We start from the raw sequence: 18,194 nt of genomic DNA, 5'->3' as shown, positions 1-18,194 counted from the left end.
CTCGTCGCACGGCCATCACGCCCTCTCATTTCCGTACCCATTCGACATGAATACGACCACCCCCGCCCAACAGGCGATGCAGACACTCCTCGAACAGCTCGGCCCGATCGCCGTATTGATCGGCGACGACGTGCCGGCGCGCAACCGCAACGACTACAGCGGCTTTGAAGCCACGCGTCCGCTCGCCGTGATCCGACCGGCCGATGCCGCGGGTGTCGCGACGGCGATGCGCATCTGCCACGAATACGGCGTGGCGGTCGTCCCTCAGGGCGGGCTGACGGGTCTATGCGGCGGCGCGCGCGCCGACGGCGAACAAGTCGCGCTGTCGCTCGAACGCCTCGTCGGGATCGAGGAGATCGACGAGGCGTCCGCCACCATGACGGTCTGGGCCGGCACGCCGCTCGAAACCGTGCAGAAGGCCGCGGACGAAGCCGGATTCTTTTGTCCGCTCGATCTCGGTGCGCGCGGCTCGTGCGCCATCGGCGGCAATCTGTCGACGAATGCCGGCGGCAATCGCGTGATCCGATACGGCATGGCGCGCGAGATGGTGCTCGGCATCGAGGTCGTGCTGCCCGACGGCACGCTCGTGACGAGTCTCAACAAGATGATCAAGAACAACGCGGGCTACGATATCAAGCATCTGTTCATCGGCAGCGAAGGCACGCTCGGCATCATCACGCGCGTGGTGCTCAAGATGTTTCCGAAGCCCGCGTCGACGATGGTCGCGCTCTGCGCGATCGAGAACTATGCGGGCGCCGTCAAGCTGCTCGGCGCCGCGCGTCGCGATCTCGGGCCGCTGTTGTCCGCGTTCGAAGCCATGTGGCCCGACTACTGGCAATTCATCACGACGAACGTGCACGGCGTGCGCAATCCGTTCGCGGGCGACGACACGCAATACGGCGCCTATGTGCTGATCGAAGCGACCGGCACCGACCCCGAGATCGACAGCGCGCGCTTCAATGCGTGGCTCGAACGACTGCTCGAAGACGGTACAGTTTCGAACGCGGTCATTTCGCAATCGGTCGCCGACCAGCATGCGCTGTGGAACGTGCGCGATTCGGTCGGCGAGCTTCATCAACTGTGGCCTGGACATCTCGCCTACGATATCGGCCTGCCCGTCGCATCGATGAACGAATACGCGCAGCGCTGCAAGGCGCAGCTCGAAGCCGAATTGCCCGGATGCCAAAGCGTGTTCTATGGGCACATCGGCGACGGCAACGTGCATATCGTCATCTATCTGCCCGGCGCCGCCAAGCAGCCCAAGGACGCCGTGGACGAAATCGTCTACGGACTCGTGCAGCAATACTCGGGAACAGTGTCGGCCGAGCACGGCATCGGCACGCTCAAGCAGCGCTGGCTGCCGCAAGCGCGTTCGCCCGAGTATCTCGGACTCATGAAGACGCTCAAGGCGGCCCTCGATCCGAAGAACGTGCTGAATCCGGGCAAGGTCATTTGAGAACCGGTCCCTTCGCGCGCCACGCCGGCGGGACGGGACGCGACGGCACCGATCAGAGGGCTTGAGGGGCGGGTCCTGTCGACCCGCGCTTGATCAATAACACGTCGAGCATCGCGGGGGGCGTCGGACTGCGCCCCGCGATCCGCTCGAGCAGATACTCGGCCGCGAGCGCGCCGATTTCCAGATCGGGCACACGAATCGTCGTCAATGCGGGCGACAACTCGGCGGCGATCTCGTTGTCGTCGAAGCCCGTGATCGACAACTGCCCCGGCACGTCGATGCCCGCGGCTTTGGCCTCGAGCAGCGCGCCCAACGCAAGCACGTCGTTGCCGCACATGATCGCCGTCGGTGCCGGCCGCTCGGCGAGCATGGCCCGTACCGCGGCGCGGGCGAACGGAATGCGGCCGACGAGATCGCGCGTCGTCATGGTCTGCATGTGCTGCGGTCGGACGGCCAGTCCCTCTCGCGCCAAGGTATCGAACACCCCCTTCAAGCGCGCCTGAGTCCGTGCATTGTCCACGGCGGTATGGAAAACCAGGCCGATCCGCGTGTGCCCCAAGCTCAGCAGATATCGCGTCAGGCTTTCATAGGCGGCGTACTGATCGAAGCCGACACACGGATGCTCGCTGCCTTCGCGCGCGCCGAACGTGATGACAAAAGGTGTCTGGCGCTGGTGCAATGTGCTGAACAACTCAGGCGGAAAATCGTCGCCAAGCAGCGCGAGCGCATCGACACCGCGCGAGAGCAGGCTGCGCGCTTGCCGATAGCCTTCGCTGGGGTCATAGCCCGAACACGAGACGAAAACCGAGAATCCGTGCTTGCCCATCTCGGCTTGGAAGGCCTGAACTTGCTGGTGAAATTTCTCGTGCATGAGCGTCGGCACGACGACGCCGACAGCGTTGGAACGGCGCGAGACGAGCGATCGCGCGGCCGCATTGGGAATCCATCCCAGTTGCTCGACGGCCGCGCGCACGCGCGCGTGCGTTTTCGCCGACACCTTGTGCGGATCGTTCAGATAGCGCGAGACCGTTGCGGTCGACACGCCCGCCGCCGCAGCGACATCAGCAAGCAGCGGCTCGCTGTTCGACGCGCCATGCTCGATATCGAGTGCGGCTTCGGGCGCTCGCCCTGCTTGATTTTTTTTTGCGACCATCACGTATCGAAGGACGCCCGGAGGCTATATCGAAAGGAAGAAATATAGCAAACGTCGCATGCCTGTTGATGTGCGTCCAAAGTGGCCCCGCCTGGACGAGTCAGGATTGAGCGCACATCCATCGCATACCCGCCCTATGACTCACCGGAGCACCGAGTTGGCACCTTTAGTTGGCACCTTTAACGCGTCCTGGTCCTGCGGCAAGGGATGGCGCACAAAGTCCAAAGGCCAGCCGCCCCTCAAATCCCGTTAGGCCGGGAGTTTGAACGAGGCAACCGACCGTACCAGTTCGCCGGCCTGGCTTTGAAGCGAACTCGCCGCGGCCGCGGCCTCTTCGACCAAGGCGGCATTCTGCTGCGTGACCTCATCCATCTGCGATACCGCAAGATTGATCTGGTCGATGCCGTTTGCCTGCTCCTGTGTCGCTGTCGAGATCTCGCTCATGATGGTCGTGACATGCCGGACGGAACGCACGACCTCCTCCATGGTCGCGCCCGCCCGTTCGGCTTGCTGCGCGCCGATTTCGACCTTGCCGACAGACTCTTCGATCAGTTGCTTGATTTCCTTGGCCGCCTGCGCGGAACGTTGCGCGAGCGTGCGCACTTCGCCGGCGACGACAGCAAATCCTCGACCCTGCGCGCCCGCGCGTGCGGATTCCACCGCGGCGTTGAGCGCCAGGATATTCGTCTGAAACGCGATCCCGTCGATCATGGAGACGATCTCCGATATTCTCGATGAACTATCGGAGATGTCGTTCATGGTCGTCACGACCTCGGACACCGCGAGGCCGCCGCGCTGCGCAATGTCCGAAGCGTTGGCGGTGAGGCGGTTGGCCTGGTTCGCATTGTCCGAGTTCTGCTTGACGGTCGCCGCCAGTTCCTCCATCGAAGCGGCGGTTTCCTCGAGGGAGGCGGCCTGCTCCTCGGTGCGTGAAGACAGATCGATGTTGCCGGCAGCGATCTGCCCGGATGCGCTCGATATCGTTTCTGCCCCCGTGCGAATCTGCGAGACCATGCCACCGAGGTGATTGTTCATGGCATTCAGCGCGTGCAGCAACTGGCCAACCTCATCAGTGGTTCGAGCTTCGATCCGACTCGTGAGATCCCCTTTCGAAATGGTCTGTGCGATCTTCACGGCTTCGTTGATCGGACGGGTAATCGATCGTGTAATCCAGACGGCAAAGCCGGCGCCCAGCAAGATGGCCAGCGCGCCCACGGCGATCATCAGGTCGCGCGCGGAGGCAATCGCCGCCTTCGTCTGACTGCCTTTCTCCTGAACCAGCTTGCCTTGCAAATCGACCAGACTCTGAAGCGACTTGGAGGCGACGTCGAGGCGAGGCAGCGTTTCGGCCAGCACAAGCTGTCTGGCCTCGTCTTGTTTGCCGTCCTTCGTCATCTGCCCGACCTCCGTGAACGACGCGACGTACTGCACGCGATCCTGCTTGAACTGGTTCAGAAGCGCCACGCCCTCCGGCAGATAGATGAGCTTCTCGAGCGTTTGTACGCTGTCGTCGATCAACGCCTTGTTTCGCGCGATGTCGCGAAAGATCTCGTCGCGCTGATTCTGATCGGTCGTGACGATTAATTCCAGCGTGCGGCGCGCATTGGACCGCATCGTGAGGTTGATTGAATTGGCGGCCTGAGCCTTGACCCAGTCGGAATCGATCAACTGCTCATTCATCGCGCCGATTCTCGTGAAGCTCGACAGACCGGCAGCGATCAGCACGACCATCAATATCATGACGAGCCCGAACCCCAATCCGAGCCGAGTACCGATCTTCAAATTTTCAGCGTTCATCTATTTCTCTTCTTATAGGTTGGATAAGACAGATCGTTCACGCTCCGTGACGAGACACTGCATGCGAGGCTTCGGCATCCATGCCGTTGCACGCGTCGACAGAACTCAACCGGCGTTGCTGACGAGCGCCGGCCGATCGATCGATTCGGGTGGCGTCGCCCATGCCATCCATGACTTGCGCAGCATGAGAAGCGCGACAAAAGCGAAAGCCGCCAGCGAACCGAACGTCGCGAATCCCATTTGATAGCTGCCCGTGCTTTGCTTCGCGAGCCCCATTGCGACCGGAAGATAAAAGCCGCCGATGCCGCCTGCCGCGCCGACGATGCCCGACATGAGGCCCGTACGGCCTCGCCATCGATGGGGAACGAGTTGAAACAGCGCGCCGTTACCCAAACCAAATGCCAGGTACAGGCCCGTCAATAGCGCGATGCCCGCAGCGACCGGCGGTATGGCCGCAGCGAAGGCAAGATCTGCGACTGCGATCGCAGCGAGCAGCACGAGCAGCGCATGCACGCCCGACACCTTGTCGGCGATCAGACCGCCGAGCGGCCGCGCCAGAGCACCCGTCGCGGCGAGGAGCGCCATCACGAATCCCGCCTCGATTGTCGAGAACTGATAGAGGTTCATGAGCAGCAGCGACACATACGACGACATGCCGACGAATCCGCCGAACGTGATGCCGTAAACAAGCATCATGACCCACGCGTCGCGTTCGATGAGCACGGCACGCGCCTGTCGCGGCAACACGGCAACCGCGAGCGCCACGCCGAATACCGGCATTAGCAGCACGCGCGCACCGCCGCCGCCCAGGAACCCGGCATCGAACAGCAAGGCGATGGCGATCAAGCCGAATAGCGTGAGCACAAGGCCCGCGAACGCCCGCGCCGCGCTTCCCGACTTCGGGCTCGCATCGCTCGACCAGACATAGAGCGCCAACGCAGACACAGCCAACACCGGAAATGCGGCGCCGACCGCGATGCGCCAGCCGAAGTGCGTCGCCAACGGCGGCAGAAAGAATCCGTCCAGCACCGCGCCGATATTGCCCGCGGCTGCGATGCCGAGCACGAGTCCCTGCACCTGCGGCGGGTAATTGCTGCCCGCCATCGGCAAGGCGACTGAAAAGCTTGCGCCGCCCACACCGAGGAGCACACCCAGCACGAGGAGTGCGCCATACGTCGGCTCGAACGGCATGAGCGGGAGAACGACGGTCGGAATCGCGCACAGCCCCACGCCGAACAACGCGATGGCCCGCCCATCCGCGGACTGGTAGAGGTTGCCGAGCGGCACGCGCAGGATCGCCGCCGAAAGCACGGGCACGGCCACGAGAAAGCCTTGTTCGGCCGCCGTCATCTTGATGGTTCTGGCAATGAACGGCGCAAGCGGCCCAAACAAGACCCACGCCGTAAAGCCGCTACCGAAGTACAGAAAGCAGGCAACCAGCGCGCGCCAGTTTCCGCTTTTAAGGGAGTCAGTCACGTCCTTCATTCGACCTCTCTAAGGCAGTGGATTTCTCGCCGACCGGACCCGTGCTCGTCGAAGCAAACTCGACGAGACACCATGATCAAGAGGCGACCAACGTTGTCGATTCCGTTTCGGCCAGAAGCTTCTTGAGTTCCGGCAGGCATGATCCGCAGTTGCTTCCCGCCTTGAGGCTGGCGGTGATCTGAGCCGCGCTCGTCAGACCCTGTTCGCGAATGGCCGCGCAGATCGTCGTGCGCCCGACACCGAAACACGCGCATACCGTCGGCCCCGTGTCGGCACCCGAGAAAAGCGGCTCGCCGACCAGCAGACCGAGCCGTTCGTCCGCGTCGAGTGCATCCTTCGCGAACAACCCCGCGAGCCATGCGCGCGAGGACGACTCCGGACGCGCCGAGATGAACACGCAACTCTCGATGCGCCCTTCGCGGACATGGACAGCCCGATAGACGCCCGCATGGCGGTCGATGTATTCCGGCAGGTCGGCATTCGGATCGTCGACGCCCAATAGCCTTCGCGCCCAGTCGCCGTAGTCGCCGATCGGTTCGCGGCCGGCCAGCTCGTACCGCACGTTTGCTTTGCCCTGGATGCGCGTCCAGTACGCGATGCCTTCGAGTGCCGGCTCGGCGCGGCTGAGCGTGAAGCCGTACCACGCGCACTCGAACGGTTCGATACGCACGGGCGTGTGCTTGAATTCGGGCTCTCCGGACACCGGGCAGACAGCGGGATTCACGACCGCGCCGACACGCGCGTCGGATGCGACCTGATCGTTCCAGTGAATCGGCACGAACACGCTGCCGCGCGACATGCCTCCGCCCATCTGAACGCGGGCGAGCATCGAGCCCCAGCGCGTGGACACACGTGCGAGTTCGCCTTCCCTTACGCCGCTTCGCGAAGCGTCGTCGGGATGCATGTCCACGAACGCTTCCGCCACATGGCTCGCGAGCGTGGCCGATTTTCCCGTTCGGCTCATCGTGTGCCATTGGTCGCGTACCCGTCCCGTGTTCAGCGTCAACGGGTAGTCGCAATCGATTGCGTAGACGGGCGAACGAGGCGCTGTCGCAATGAAACGCGCCTTGCCGTCCGGATGCGAGAATCGCAGATCGCTCAACAGGCGCTCCGTGCCGCGCGGCGTTCCATCGTCGAATGTCCGCACGGGCCACTGCACCGGTTGCAGCGCGTCGTAACCTGCGCGTCCCAAACCGATGAGGCCGGTCAGATTGAAGACGCGAGACGCGCCGTTCGCGCCGCCCCCGTCATCGCCCTCTTCGCGTGTTCCGTTGCCGCCATCGCGCTCGTGCGGCACATTGCCCCACGCGCTCAGCCTCGCATGCTCATCGAAGACGTCGAACGGGTGCGCGAAATCGAACCCGGCATAGCCCATGCGTCGAGCCACATCGCAGACGATCTGCCAGTCGGGTCGGCCTTCGCCCGGCGCATCGAGCAGCGGCCGCTGACGAGAAATACGTCGCTCGGAGTTCGTCACCGTCCCGTTCTTTTCGCCCCAACCGAGCGCGGGCAACAAGACATGCGCGAACGCATGCGTGTCGGTGTGCTCCATGCAATCCGAGCTCACGACGAGCTCGCAGCGTTGCAGGGCGCGCTTGACTTGATTGCTGTCCGGCATGCTCACGACGGGGTTCGTGCACATGATCCAGATGGCCTTGACCCGCCCGGCTTCGATGGCCTCGAAGAGCTCCACTGCCTTGAGTCCGGGCCGATCGGCGATCGTCGGTGAGCCCCAGAACCCCTGGACCAGGCTACGATGCCGCGGGTTGTCGAGTTCCATGTGCGCGGCGAGCATATTCGCGAGGCCGCCCACCTCGCGGCCACCCATGGCGTTCGGCTGCCCCGTGAACGAAAACGGCCCCATGCCGGGCTTGCCGATGCGCCCCGTCTGCAAGTGACAGTTGATGATGCTATTGACCTTGTCGGTCCCGGCGCTCGACTGATTCACGCCCATCGAATACACCGTGATCACGCGCTCGGTGCGCGCATACATGCGATAAAAGGCAAGCAAGGTCTGCGGGTCGACGTTGCATCGCCCCGCGTAATGCTCGAGGTCGAATGCACCCTGCACACCCTGCGTCCCCGATCGAGCGACTTCCAGTGCTTGCGCATGGCCGACCGTGTGGTCGTTGATGAAAGTCGCGTCAGCGACACCTCGGTCGGCAAGAAATGCGAGAAGCCCGTTGAAAAGCCAGACGTCCGTTCCCGAAGCCAGCGGCAGGTGCAGGTCGGCGAGTTCGCAGGTCGCGGTGCGACGCGGGTCGATCACGACGACCTGCAACGCCGGCCGAGCGGCCTTTGCCTTGACGATCCGCTGGAACAGAACCGGGTGGCACCACGCGGTATTCGATCCCACGAGCACGATGAGATCCGCGAGTTCAAGATCCTCGTAGCAAAGCGGCACCAGGTCCTCGCCGAAGGCTCGCTTGTGCCCCGCGACCGACGACGACATGCAAAGACGCGAATTCGTATCGATGTTGGCGCTGCCGATGTACCCCTTCATCAGCTTGTTGGCAACGTAGTAGTCTTCGGTCAGCAGTTGCCCCGAAACGTAGAACGCCACCGCGTCGGGTCCGTGTTGCTCGATGACACGGCGAAAACCGGACGCCACGGCATCGAGCGCCTCGCTCCACGAGGCAGCGTGCAAGGCGCCGCCGCCGCACGCGCGCATCTTCGGATGCAGCAGGCGCCCTTCAAGCCCGGTCGTTTCCGCGAGCGCCGATCCCTTCACGCAGAGCCGACCTCGATTGGCGGGGTGGTCTTCATCGCCGGCGATGACGATCCGACCATCGGCGGACCGAGTCGCACGCACGCCGCAACCGACGCCGCAATAAGGGCATGTGGTCCGAATGTGTTCGACGGGGCCGGGAGACGCGCGTTGGAGTGTGGGCAAGTTCACGTTCGGCTCTCGTTCACGCGGCTTTCGACTCGCACAGCGTCTGTCCGAAGAGCAGATAGCCGCGAAGCCGGGAAATGTCGGTCTGGTTCCGGATCAAGTCGGCGTACCACGCGCCGTCGTCGACGTCGCCAAAGAGCACGGCGCCGATCATGCGGTCGCGCTCGAGCACGAGGCGCTTGTAGACCGCGCGCCGCGGATCCCTGAGCACCATGTCCTCGGTACCCGGTCCTCCCTTGAAATCGCCGGCGGAGAAAAGGTTCACGCCGGTCACCTTCAGGCGAGTCGCCGTCGACTTTTGCTCATAGGGCGCGACGTCGACGCCGGCGAGCTGCGCGCCGCACACGCGGGCCTGGTCCCAGATCGGAGCCACGAGCCCAAACGTCGCCCCGCGATGTTGGACACATTCGCCGACGGCGTAGATATGCGGATCGCTGGTTTGCAAAGCGTCGTCCACGACGATCCCACGTTCGCAGTGCAGTCCGGCCTGTCGCGCAAGCTCGATGTTCGGGCGTACGCCCGCCGTCATCACCACCAGGTCGGCGGCAACTTCCCGCCCGTCTTCGAAACGCACGGCGCTCACGCGGTCATCACCGACGATCTGCGCGGTGCGCGCGCTCATCACGAAGCGTATTCCCTTCGCTTCGAGCGCCTGTTGCAGCAGTGTCGACGCGCTTTTGTCGAGTTGGCGCTCCATCAGCATGTCGATGTGGTGCACCACGCTCACCTTCATCCCCTGTTGCAGCAAGCCGTTCGCTGCCTCAAGGCCGAGCAGTCCCCCGCCGATGACCACCGCACGGCACGCCTCGCGCGCCGCGGCAATCATCCGTTCCACGTCGGAGATCGCCCGAAATGCCACGACGCCGTCGAGGGTGTGACCCGGCACGGGTAGCACGACCGGGTTCGAGCCGGTCGCGATCAGCAGCCGGTCATAACCGACCTCCGCGCCCCCTTGCGAACGGACGACGCGATGCGCGCGATCGATCGACACGACGGGATCGCCCGCGCGAAGATCGATGCCGTTGGCCGCATACCACTCCGGCGCGTGGAGCGTGATGTCGGCGATACGCTTTTCGCCGGCGAGCACCGATGACAGCAGGATGCGGTTGTAGTTGCCGTGAGGCTCGGCGCCGAACACCGTGATGTCGTAGCGCTGCGGCGCCGTCGCGAGCATCTCTTCGACCGTGCGCATGGCTGCCATGCCATTGCCGACGACGACGAGCCGAGCACGCGAATGCGGTGCGTCGGACGGATGGCCGAGGGGGGTCATGCCTGAACCTGTTTGCGCGTCCGGCCGCGCGCGCCATCCATTGAATAGTGGCGGATCGCATGCCGGATTTCGCATTCACGAGCCGCATCATCGGCCCGGCGATTCAGTCCAAAGATCTCTCGCATCGCTCGCCCCCGTGCAAACCGATCTCATCGGAGCCCTATTCACACCGATATAGGCCGATCCCATTCATTCGTGGTCGTGCGAAATGTCGATCGATGATGATTCACGCCGAGGTCCGGGCCGATCATTCAAATGCGCACTTTATTTTTAGCTCCGAAGCGACAGCAATCGGATGCCCGCAAACACTAAATCAATCGAATGTCATTTTTAAGATTCTCCTTTCGATCGATTGCAATGACAAAATCCAATCATTACAAATAATTTCAAATTCACTATTTGAAACTGACACTCCTGTTCAATGTGAAATTAATCCGCCGGGACATCAATATCGACATCAGATTCAAAAACTTTAGACACAGAAATACACCCTTGGGGATTGCAATTTTTCAGGGCTCATCTAATGGCATCAATGAATCGGACGTTCCGCCCATGGATCGAGCGCATGCGGAGCCCAATCTCGGCTTGCATCGTGATTAGTCGCTCTTGCAGCCATCCGCGGACTTCGGACACGATTCATATCGTGCGGCTGAAACCTCGTTCTCAATTATTTCGACGTCCATTCGTTTCCATCGTTGCAAATGTCGATATCGCGCGGATTTGAATCCGCCATCAGAAACTCCGAGGCTCGCTCAAGCTTCGTACGCACTGCACACGAATTGACGCGTGCGACTAAATTTGACTGAAGCGTCAACGCATCCAGATTCTCGCGTTGGGCATGCGCGACTGCGCGGAATCCGGCGGCAGTCATCGTGCCTACGCCTCAGGAATGTGCGTTTTCAAATGGACGCGTCAACGGATTTCTCACAAAGCATTCTCATCATCTTTTAGCTTGGACTCCTCCGGATTCAAATTTCCCGACGCCGCCTGACGTCGCAGGAAAATCCCGTTCAAGCAGTACGCCCCTTCATGCGCTTCACTCGCGGATGCGTATCCAACCCGAGCAAGTTCGAGCCTTCATCAAAAACCCTAGCCACCGTCTTTGAAGGTCGGCGTGGTTGCGCGGACGACGCGCGGCACGAAGGGCGACGATCGCGGATCGACGCGGATTCATCACCGAGAACATCCGAGTTCGATCGCATCGACGTCATCCTGACCGTCGCCGATCGCGGGCCGATGCCTTGGCGTGCTGCCGAGCGGCGAGTCGCCGATGGGGCGGCGGCCGCGCAGTTCAGCCATCGAACTAACGGGTTGCGGAAATTTTACATTTCGAGTTATAAATGAAAACAATTCTTATTCACAACGCCGTTCGTGTCGGATTGAAGCCGGAAAGAGTGTTCCATGACCGCCGCCCAGCTTGTCGTGCATCAGGAGGTGCACACCCTCTATCGTGATCACCACAGCTGGTTGCAAAGCTGGCTGCGCAGAAAACTCGGGAACACGTTTGATGCCGCGGATGTCGCGCAGGACACGTTTGTCAGCGTCCTGGCGGCCGGAACGGCCGCCGATATTCTCGAGCCGCGTCCCTTTCTGGTCACGATCGCGCGTCGTTTAATGGCGCATCGCCACCGTCGGCAGTTACTCGAATCGAGCTATCTGGAGATGTTGGCCGCCTTGCCGGAGGAACTGGCGCCGTCCCCGGAATCCCAACTGCTCGCCATCGAAGCTTTGCAGCAGCTGGATCGCGCGTTGGACGGCCTGCCGGCCAACGTCAAGGAAGCCTTCCTGCTCGCCCACCTGGAAGAACTGAGCTACGCCGAAATCGCCGGCCGACTGGGCGTGTCCATCAGCTCGGTCAAGCAGTACCTGGTCCGCGCCAATCGGCAGTGCCTGTTCGCGCTGGCCTGAACACCCCGCTCCCCTCGCCATGCCTTTTCCCTATGCCTCTGACGGTTTCGCGTCTGCGCCCATGGCGGGTGGCGCACCGATCAGCGAGGCCATTGCAGATGCCGCGGCGGAGTGGCTGACGCTGCTGATGTCAGGCGAGGCAACGGATGAGGAACGTCGACGCTGGCAGGCGTGGCGCGGCGCCCACGCCGATCACGAGCGCGCCTGGCTGCATATCGAATCGGTGATGGGGCGGCTCAAGTTCATGGAGCCGCAGGCGGCGTACAAGACGCTCTCGCCTTATTCCGATCTGAAATCGCCCGTGCGGCGCAAGGCCCTCAATCTACTGCTTTGGGGTGGCGTCATCGGCGCCGGCGGATTGCTGGCGTCGCACACCCGCACCTGGGAAACCGTGGCCGCCGACTATCGGACCGGGACGGGCGAGCGGCGCACGGTGATGCTCGATGACGGCACGCGGATCGTGCTCAATACCGCCACCGCCATCGACGTGCGCTTCGATGCCCGGCAACGCCTCGTGCGGCTCGCCGCGGGCGAGGTCCTGGCGGTCACCGGGCATCCCGTGGTCGGCGGCGTCGCCGATCCGCGTCCTTTCATCATCGCGACGAGAGAAGGCCGCATTCGCGCCTTGGGTACGCGTTTTACCGTGCGGCAGGACAAAGGGCGAACCGACGTCGCCGTACTGGAGAGCGCGGTGGAAATCACGACGGACGATGCCCAGGCGCAGCTCGCCGTGCTTCATGCCGGCGAACGCACGACCTTCACCCGCGAGACGATCGATGCCGCGCAGCCCGCTTCCGAGCAGGACGCGGCTTGGACGCGCGGCCAGATCGTGGCCGACAACATGCGCCTCGCCGACTTCCTTGCCGATCTGGCCCGCTACCGACCCGGCATTGTGCGCTGTGAAGCAAGCGTCGCCGATCTGCGCCTGTCCGGGGTGTTCCCGCTGAATGATCCCGACCGCATCCTGGCCACCCTCCCCACGGTCCTGCCCGTCCAGGTTCGGCTGCGCACCCGCTACTGGGTGACGGTCGAGGCCGCTTCGTAGCCCACAGCGCATCCCCTTGTCGCGCAAGTCGTCATCCGCCTCGCACGAAGGGATGGGCTCGTCCGGCGGCAGGAATGGCAGGAATGGACGGCCCGTTGCAACTTTTTTAACTTTTTTTGATTTTGGACTGCCCGATTCGGATTCTCGGGGCACCCCCGAGTAAGGACTTCAATTTCAACATCCGACTTGCGGGGAAACCATGTCGAATCCGGGGCGTCTGCCAACACTGTCCATCATCGATCACGCCGGGACTTCGCGAGGCACGGCCACGTCGTTTCGGCCGCGCCCGCTCGCTTTTGCAGTGGCCGCGGCCCTATGCGGCGCGGGGCTTCTCGCCGCGTATCCCGCGACGACCTATGCGCAGACCGCCGCGAACCAAGCAGCGCCGGCGACGGAGCAGACGTTCGACATCCCCGCGGGGCCGCTGGCCCCCGCGCTTCGAACGCTGGCGAGTTCGTTCAACGTCCTGTTGACGTTTACGCCGGATCAGACGGAAGGCAAGCGCACGGCGGGCATCAAAGGACGTTACGCCCCGCAAGCTGCGCTCGAAGCACTGCTGGCCGGCAGCGGTCTGGAGGCTGTGCGACTGAGCAACGGGGGCTATGTGTTGAAGGCCAAGCCCGTCGGATCGAACGCGTCCACCGTTGACGAGGGGGTGTTGCCGATCGTGACGGTTCGTCCGTCCGGCGAAGGATCGGACAGCGGCAATACGGCCGAGCGCCTCAATCCGTCATCCACGATTGGTTCGAAAATTCCTGTGAGTCAACGCGAGATTCCCCAATCGGTCAGCGTGATCACTCAGGAACAGATCCAACAGCAGCAGATGAACACGGTCGATGATGCACTTCGCTATGTTCCCGGCCTTAAAACTTTTGATGGTCAGTATTTCTCGAGGGGATACGAAATAACGACCGAGATGCTGGACGGTGTGCCCACGACGTTTCCGACTTCGATCTATGCCGGCGATCCCGCGCTTCTGGGGCAATACGATCGCGTCGAGATTCTGCGGGGGCCGTCCGGGCTATATAACCTGTTTGGCGGCGCGGGCGGAACGTTGAACCTGGTTCGAAAGATGCCGACCGACGATTTTCACTTTTCGGGTCAGTTGTCGGGCGGAAGCGACTCGACGGCGATTGGGCAGATGGATGTCAGCGGGCCGCTGAATTCGACGGGAACGCTGCGTGGCCGATTCGTTGCTTCCGGACTCACCGAGAATCTCGATTCGGACGGCCGGTGGAAGAATGATCAGCAGTTCTACGGTGTTGTTCAGGCGGACCTCGCCCCTCGCACGACGCTGACGCTCGGAGCAAGCTACGACCGGATGGAAGAGAAATCCGCGCTCTTCAGCGGCGTGCCGGGATATTCGGACTATCGCCTGTGGAATGTATCGCCGACGCGAAATTTATCGCCGAGCTGGAATGTTCAGCGCGCTGAAACGACCAGCGTTTTTTCGAATCTTGAAACGAAGCTCGACAACGGTTGGAAGGGCGAGATCGCATTCAATTATCAGAATCAATCGCGGATGTCGAAGTACTCATCGATCCCCGGAGCGATCGACGCAACGACGAACACGGTGGGGATTTATAGTGCGATGAATCATGTGGACGACCAGCAATATGGCGTCGACGGATTCCTGTCCGGGCCTATCGAACTCTTGGGACGTACGCACATCCTCACAGTCGGGACCACGTACAGTCGTGAAACCACCGCGACGCGAATCAACTACTGTTCGCAAGCCAGCCTGTTCTGCGCGACGACGTTGAGTTTGAATGATCTGGGACCCAACGCCATCCCGGAGCCGGATTTCGATGGTCCGGTTCTGGGTCAGCGCAGAACAACCGAGCAGTACGGTGTCTATGGCAATGCTCGGATCAGCCTGCTCGATGCATTGACGCTCGTCGTCGGAGCACGAGGGACGTGGTGGAAAACAAACCTCGGCTACGTCGCGGGAGAAAATCCGTTCGACGGCAGCTCATCCGACGGCAGCTATGACGGCAAAGTGACGCCCTATGCCGGGCTCATTTACGACATCAACAACAATCTTTCGGCGTACGTCAGTTACACGAGCGTCTTCCAGCCTCAGACTTCGTACACCTCATCCGATCAACTGCTCAAGCCTGTTGAAGGGAACCAGTACGAAATCGGGTTGAAGGGCGAGTTCTATGGCGGAAAGCTCAATACCTCTGCCGCGCTGTTCCAGATTACTCAAGAAAACCAGGCGATGCAGGACCCGAACGATCCGACCGGACAATATTCGGTGGCATCGGGTAAGTCGCGCAGCCAAGGGTTGGAATTGACCGCATCCGGTGAGGTCTTGTCCGGACTCACCTTATTTGGCGGCTATACCTATACCGATACCCAGCTTTTGGATGACAGCGGCACAGGCTTTGGGACCGAATTCAATGCGGTCGCGCCGAAGCATCTGCTCAAGCTTTGGACCGCCTATCAGTTGCCCGGACAATGGAACAAATGGACCATCGGCGCAGGCACGTATGTATCCAGCAAAATTTCATATACCGATGGCATCGGAAGCTGGGTGCAGGGTGGCTACGCGACCGTCGATGCGATGGTTTCCTATCGACTCGACAAGCGCACCACGCTCGCCCTGTCCGGAACCAATCTGTTCAATCGCACGTATTACGACACCGTTGGCGGAGATGGCAACAACCTGTTCGGCAACTTGAGGCGCGTGCTGTTTACCGTGCGGTACCAAATGTAAGCCTCTCGCCATCTGTCGAATTGACCGCTGTCGATGGTGCTTAAAAATGCCAAGGGATTTGACGAGGAGGAAGCGCGCTTGGCGATATGAGTCGACCTGCAGCCGTCAAGAGGATGACGCATCTCGCGCGACGATGATGGGGGCAGCCGCCGCCCCCATCGCGTGTCGAATCCAGTGCGTCAGAAATCCGTGCGCACAGTCAGCATCGCATTCCGCAGATCGCCAAACTGACCGAAATACGTGCCCGGAGTCCGCGCGTAATATTCGCGGTTGAATATATTGTTCAGACTCAACGTCGCGTTGACGTGCTTGTTGAACTGGTAGCCCACTTGAGCATTGAAGATCGCGTAACCGCCCTGCTCATAGATCGTGCTCAACCGGCTCGTCGCGCTTTGTGCATACATCCCGCCCCCCACCGACCATCCGCGCATCGCCCCTTGCTGGAAGCGGTAGGTCGTAAAGAGCTTGAACTGATTTTGCGGCTCCTCCAGGCCCGCCCCTTGACCGGCGGCTTCGGCACTCGCGCCGGACGTGTAGTCGAGGTTCAGCAACGTATAGCCCGCGTAGACGTTCCAGCCCGGAAGCGGCTCGCCGTTGACTTCAGCCTCCCAACCCTGACTACGTACCTGTCCGGCATCGAGGTAATAGCCCAGATTCACGGGATCGCTGATCTCGTAGTGGTCGTTATCGATGCGGAAAGCCGCGACGGTCGCATTAAGCCGCCCATTCAGGAATGTGCCCTTGAAGCCTGCCTCGTACTGCTTGCCGGATGCGGGCTGAATCCCCTGACCGCCGACGGTCGTCCCGGTCTGGGGCTCGAAAACCGCTGAATAGCTCACGTAGGCCGAGAGATTCGGGAGGATGTCGTAAACAAGACCCGCATACGGAATGAATTTGCCGTTCAGGCGTGTGTCGACGCTCCAGGGTTCACCGATACCGGATTCCGACGTCTCTTGAAACCAGACTTCCCGGCCGCCTAAGGTCACCGAAAGCGGATCGGTGATCTTGATGCGCGCCTGTCCGTACACCGCGCCCTGTTCATAGCGATACGCAGAGTAACTCTCGGCCGAATAGGGAATATCGGGCCTCGGAATGTCATTGGGATTCAGGACGTCATACGTCCCAAGCAGTGCACTACCAAACTCTTCCGACGCGTTGAGCTGACTGTAGCTCGCGCCGAAGGTCAAGGTGTGATCCCGCCCGAATACATGCACGGGCCCGGAAATATTGGTGTCCGCTCCGAACCAGCTATACGTGTCCCTTTGTGCTTCGCCCAGATACAGCTGATTGTATGGGTCGGCGCCCGTGGCCCCGAAAGGAAAAGCGTAGAGCGAGTCGGTACTGTAGTAGCGATAAAGCACCGTCGTCGTCGACTTCCAGCCGTTCTCGAACCGGTGCGTCAGATCGAGGTTGACCTCGTCGAGTATGTTGCGGTTGTAGTTCCAGTCCGGACTGAAGTTCTGCGAATAGGAAGTCGGCAAGCGTAGACCATCCTTCATACCGCCGACACCGAAATCAAGTCCGGAATCCGGATTCACTTGATGTGCCGCCGACAGCGAAACGGTGGTGCGCGGATCGATATCGTATTCGAGGATTCCATAGAATCCCGCTTCCTTGGTGCGATAGCGATCAATCGATTGATGCTCGTCGGCGCCCACGATCACAGCCCGTCCGCGCAGCGTACCGTCCTGGTTCAGCGGCCCGGTCACATCCACCACCTGCCGTACACCGCCGAAGGACGACACCTGGGTTTCCGTGTCGATATGAAACGTGTCCAGAGGGCGCTTGCGCACCATGTTCACCGTCCCGCCCGGGTTGCCCACGCCATCCGTCACCCCCGCCGGACCACGGAATATCTCGATGCGATCGTAGAAAGCCAGATCCAGTTGCGGCATGTACTGAATGCCTTGCATGACGGATATCCCGTCGAACTCGATGCCCAGTTGGTAGCCTCGCGCCGAATAGTACGCAGTATCGCCGTATGAGACGGATTCGACACCCGTCGCGTACTGCATCGCGTCCTCAAGCGTCGCCATGTTCTGGTCGTCCATGCGCTGACGCGTGATCACTGAGACGGAATTCGGAATTTCATTGAGCGCTTGTGGAACCTTGCCCGCGATCGTCGCCGCCTGCGCGCCATACGAACCCGATCCCTCAGTGGTCGCGTCGACGTCGGGCTTTGAAGTCACCGTCACCGTAGGGAGCGTCGTCGTGGTTGCCGAACCGCTATCCGAGGCGCCGTCCGCCGACACGCTCTGCGCATAAGCGCTTCCCATCCACGCAGCGGCCACGGCCATTCCAATGACGCTTCGCCTGAAGTTATTAGTTGTCCAAATTGAATGCATAGCGTGCTGGTTCTTCATCAGTCTTTCCTCTTTTTTAAAATTGGAAGCGAGGAATTCGGCCTGCCGAAATTCCCATTCCCCGCCTGGGCTAGCGATTCGAAAATTCCGCCACCTGACACA

Annotated in this window: 10 protein-coding genes; 4 read left to right on the top strand and 6 right to left on the bottom strand. The window is 61.6% G+C overall.

Annotated elements, in window-relative coordinates; genetic code table 11:
• The first annotated feature begins 46 nt into the window (after positions 1-46).
• A complete protein-coding gene (locus tag D7S86_RS16275; RefSeq protein ID WP_121087914.1) occupies positions 47-1,456 on the top strand; it encodes an FAD-binding oxidoreductase in 1,410 nt (469 codons plus the stop codon).
• A 52-nt stretch (positions 1,457-1,508) separates the two neighbouring features.
• Here the strand turns inward: D7S86_RS16275 and D7S86_RS16270 are convergent, their stop codons facing one another.
• The 5 genes from D7S86_RS16270 to D7S86_RS16250 form a co-directional block, all read right to left on the bottom strand.
• A complete protein-coding gene (locus D7S86_RS16270) occupies positions 1,509-2,609 on the bottom strand; it encodes a LacI family DNA-binding transcriptional regulator (RefSeq protein ID WP_121087913.1) in 1,101 nt (366 codons plus the stop codon).
• 249 nt (positions 2,610-2,858) lie between these two features.
• The gene (locus D7S86_RS16265) at positions 2,859-4,406 is read right to left on the bottom strand and encodes a methyl-accepting chemotaxis protein (protein ID WP_121087912.1); all 1,548 of its coding nucleotides are present in this window, start codon (positions 4,404-4,406) and stop codon (positions 2,859-2,861) included.
• A 105-nt stretch (positions 4,407-4,511) separates the two neighbouring features.
• The gene (locus D7S86_RS16260; protein WP_121087911.1) at positions 4,512-5,891 is read right to left on the bottom strand and encodes an MFS transporter; all 1,380 of its coding nucleotides are present in this window, start codon (positions 5,889-5,891) and stop codon (positions 4,512-4,514) included.
• Between the two features lie 76 nt (positions 5,892-5,967).
• Entirely contained in the window at positions 5,968-8,790 is a 2,823-nt protein-coding gene (locus D7S86_RS16255) for a nitrate reductase (protein ID WP_240648221.1), read from the bottom strand.
• Between the two features lie 13 nt (positions 8,791-8,803).
• Positions 8,804-10,057 (bottom strand): NAD(P)/FAD-dependent oxidoreductase, encoded by a 1,254-nt coding sequence (locus D7S86_RS16250; RefSeq protein ID WP_121087910.1) that lies wholly within the window; start codon positions 10,055-10,057, stop codon positions 8,804-8,806.
• A gap of 1,401 nt (positions 10,058-11,458) precedes the next feature.
• Between D7S86_RS16250 and D7S86_RS16240 the strand changes: the two genes are divergently transcribed.
• The 3 genes from D7S86_RS16240 (at position 11,459) to D7S86_RS16230 (ending at position 15,729) form a co-directional block, all read left to right on the top strand.
• Positions 11,459-11,965 (top strand): sigma-70 family RNA polymerase sigma factor, encoded by a 507-nt coding sequence (locus D7S86_RS16240; RefSeq protein ID WP_121087908.1) that lies wholly within the window; start codon positions 11,459-11,461, stop codon positions 11,963-11,965.
• Positions 11,966-11,984: 19 nt separating this feature from the next.
• Complete coding sequence (locus D7S86_RS16235; protein ID WP_240648220.1) at positions 11,985-13,010, top strand: FecR domain-containing protein; 1,026 nt, start codon at positions 11,985-11,987, stop codon at positions 13,008-13,010.
• 199 nt (positions 13,011-13,209) lie between these two features.
• Positions 13,210-15,729, top strand: coding sequence for a TonB-dependent siderophore receptor (locus D7S86_RS16230; protein WP_121087906.1), 2,520 nt, complete (start codon positions 13,210-13,212; stop codon positions 15,727-15,729).
• Between the two features lie 179 nt (positions 15,730-15,908).
• Here the strand turns inward: D7S86_RS16230 and D7S86_RS16225 are convergent, their stop codons facing one another.
• A complete protein-coding gene (locus D7S86_RS16225) occupies positions 15,909-18,092 on the bottom strand; it encodes a TonB-dependent siderophore receptor (protein ID WP_158601992.1) in 2,184 nt (727 codons plus the stop codon).
• Positions 18,093-18,194 lie beyond the last annotated feature (102 nt).

It is taken from the genome of Pararobbsia silviterrae (assembly GCF_003628125.1).
Taxonomy (GTDB): Bacteria; Pseudomonadota; Gammaproteobacteria; order Burkholderiales; family Burkholderiaceae; genus Pararobbsia; species Pararobbsia silviterrae.
Note: the sequence above shows the minus strand (reverse complement) of the source record. Positions and strands in the feature narration are given on the sequence as shown.

Bases quoted from the DNA above. Each gene is read 5' to 3' on its own strand.
- D7S86_RS16275 (WP_121087914.1), top strand. From the start codon at position 47: ATGAATACGACCACCCCCGCCCAACAGGCGATGCAGACACTCCTCGAA.
- D7S86_RS16270 (WP_121087913.1), bottom strand. From the start codon at position 2,609: ATGGTCGCAAAAAAAAATCAAGCAGGGCGAGCGCCCGAAGCCGCACTC.
- D7S86_RS16265 (WP_121087912.1), bottom strand. From the start codon at position 4,406: ATGAACGCTGAAAATTTGAAGATCGGTACTCGGCTCGGATTGGGGTTC.
- D7S86_RS16260 (WP_121087911.1), bottom strand. From the start codon at position 5,891: ATGAAGGACGTGACTGACTCCCTTAAAAGCGGAAACTGGCGCGCGCTG.
- D7S86_RS16250 (WP_121087910.1), bottom strand. From the start codon at position 10,057: ATGACCCCCCTCGGCCATCCGTCCGACGCACCGCATTCGCGTGCTCGG.
- D7S86_RS16240 (WP_121087908.1), top strand. From the start codon at position 11,459: ATGACCGCCGCCCAGCTTGTCGTGCATCAGGAGGTGCACACCCTCTAT.
- D7S86_RS16235 (WP_240648220.1), top strand. From the start codon at position 11,985: ATGCCTTTTCCCTATGCCTCTGACGGTTTCGCGTCTGCGCCCATGGCG.
- D7S86_RS16230 (WP_121087906.1), top strand. From the start codon at position 13,210: ATGTCGAATCCGGGGCGTCTGCCAACACTGTCCATCATCGATCACGCC.
- D7S86_RS16225 (WP_158601992.1), bottom strand. From the start codon at position 18,092: ATGAAGAACCAGCACGCTATGCATTCAATTTGGACAACTAATAACTTC.